The organism is Mycobacterium sp. (assembly GCF_049281135.1).
In the GTDB taxonomy this organism is placed as follows: Bacteria; Actinomycetota; Actinomycetes; order Mycobacteriales; family Mycobacteriaceae; genus Mycobacterium.
The window spans coordinates 1-2129 of record NZ_JBAPRN010000052.1 but is presented as its reverse complement, the minus strand read 5'-3'; the positions used below and the strand labels follow the sequence as shown (position 1 = coordinate 2129).

The 2129-nt window shown below is 64.9% G+C and carries 2 protein-coding genes and 1 pseudogene; all 3 read right to left on the bottom strand.

What is annotated here, in order from left to right; all coding sequences use genetic code 11:
* A partial coding sequence (locus tag WAN02_RS02100) for an FAD-dependent oxidoreductase (RefSeq protein WP_422262389.1) occupies positions 1 to 668 on the bottom strand: 668 nt, incomplete at its 3' end.
* A complete protein-coding gene (locus WAN02_RS02095) occupies positions 595 to 1167 on the bottom strand; it encodes an integrase core domain-containing protein (protein ID WP_422262391.1) in 573 nt (190 codons plus the stop codon). The genes WAN02_RS02095 and WAN02_RS02100, both read right to left, overlap by 74 nt.
* A 421-nt stretch (positions 1168 to 1588) precedes the next feature.
* Positions 1589 to 1912 (bottom strand): annotated as a pseudogene (locus tag WAN02_RS02090) (helix-turn-helix domain-containing protein); the annotation flags it as partial.
* Positions 1913 to 2129 lie beyond the last annotated feature (217 nt).

The following is a 2129-nucleotide window of genomic DNA, read 5'->3' as shown; positions in this document are numbered from 1 at the left end:
GGTTGGGGGGTGATGGTGGCACCGGCTGTGGCTGCGATCATCTGTGCGGCGCATAGCGCCTGCTGTGCAGCGATGCCGCCTTGTTTAATTGGGAAAGTGGTGATGTCACCGGCGGCGTAGACGTCGGCGATGTCATCCAGCCGGCCGTGGGTGTCGGTTCGGATTAACCCGTCTGTGTCGGCTGGGAGGCCGCTGATTGGAACACCCTGAAGCCGTGGCAACGCGACGACACGGTCGGCTCTGATGTCGCCACCGGGTAGTGTCTCAAGCCGGTTGTCGTGGAACCGCACGGGGGTCCGTTCCCCGTGAAACGCGATTCCTCGTTCCTCGAGCATGGCGCTCAAGGTTTGACTGGCGTCGGTTCCAAATGCCGCCAACGGCGTCGCTTCTGGAGTGACCAAGCCGATCTGAACACTCTCGCGGCGCATGCTGCCGTGCTGGTAGCGGTAGACAGCATGCCTCTCGACGAGGTGTTGCCCGGTCAACAGGCAAAGCTCGTAGAGCGGTAGCGTCCACCCGACATTCGTGGGGGCCGCAAACAGGAGTCGCGCCACTCGGCCTTCGAGTGTGTTGGTGAGCAGGTCTCGAATCTCGTCAATGTCTGCGGCGCCGCCAAACGTGGTGGCGCCCGGCACGGCCTGGTGTGCGAACGCTCCACAAGCGATCACCAAATGCGTTGTACGGGAGCGCCTCGCCGCCTTTCAGGCTCACGCAGCGCTTTTCAATGTCAACGGACGTAGCCGTGCCGATCACGAGGTGCGCGTCAAGGTCGTTCGCGATGCGAAACAGGTCGAACTGGCGACCCGATGTATTGCCGAACGGCGCGCCAACCGATGCGGGAGCAAACGTGAAGCGATCAGTTGGGGCTATAAGCGTCACGCGCACTAATCTGGACTCTCCCCGAGTCGTAGCGACAGGTGGGTGTCGTGTTTGGGGTCGCATTTTGTGGGCGGGGTCGATGATGTCGGTGGGGATGCGGCCTTGGGTGATGCGGCCGTTGTGGGCGCGGTCGGTGTTGTAGAGGTTGAGGTATTGGTCGAGGTCTTGGCGGAGCCCGCCGTAGGTGACGTGGAGGTAGCGGGCGAAGCTGGGTCGCCAGCATTCCTCGAGGATGGTTTTGTGGAGGCGCTCGACGTGGCCGTTGGTCTGGGGGCGGCCGGGGTGGATGCGGGTGTGACGCGCGCCTAGGTGGGTGAGGGTCGTGTCGAAGGCTGCTTTGAACTCGTTGCCGTTGTCGGTGAGCGCGCGTTCGAGCTTCCAGCCGGCGCGGGCGAGATCTTGGGCGACTCGGCGAGCCAGTTTGCTGGTCTGCGTTGCGACTGGCTGCGCGGTGGGGCAGGTGATGAGGTCGGCCCAGGCATACGAGGAGTAACAGTCGATCGCGGTGACCTGCCAGACCGGGTGCTTGGCGCCCTGGTAGTCGGCCGACGAAGAAGCAGTCGATACCGACCAGCTCGCCCGGCCGTGACACGACGATGTGCGGCTCTGGGAGTGGAGCTCTGGGCGGCTCGTAGGGCGCGGCGTAGCCGGCGATCAGCGCCAGCCGCTTCGTGCGTGTATTGAGTCCGTGCCGTCGGAGTACCCGCCAAACGCCGTTCGCCGAGACGAGGATCCCGCCCCATTTCGGCCGCGCCAGCTCGCTGCTGATCCGATCCGGCCCAGATCCTGGATGGCCCAGGCTATACGCCACGATCCGCTGCTCGATCACCGCCGAGAGCTGGTTGGGCATCCGCGGCGCTCGTCGCTGCCTGGGCCGCAGCATCTCCAAGCCGTGCCGGTCGACCTGTCGCTTCCAGCGGTAGTAGGTCGAACGGTGTACCCCAAAAATGCGACAGGCGTGGCTGACCGTCGTCCTGTCCGCCAGCGCGAACAACTGCAGGCGGTAGCCGTACAGCACGTCATGATCCGTCATGCGGCTCACGATCCTTTCGAGAGTCTTGCCAGACCCCGAAAGCGTGAGCCACGCACCGGACGCCGCCGCCTCCCTAACAGGCGGCGACGTCCGGCTCAACCCCGCATCAGGCCGAACCGAAGCGTCGCGACATCTTGGAGAGAGGCCAGACTAGTCTCCGCGCCGTTCAGCGAGAGCGCAGCCAGAGCGACGCCGTCAGTGCGGCAGCGGGGTTCGG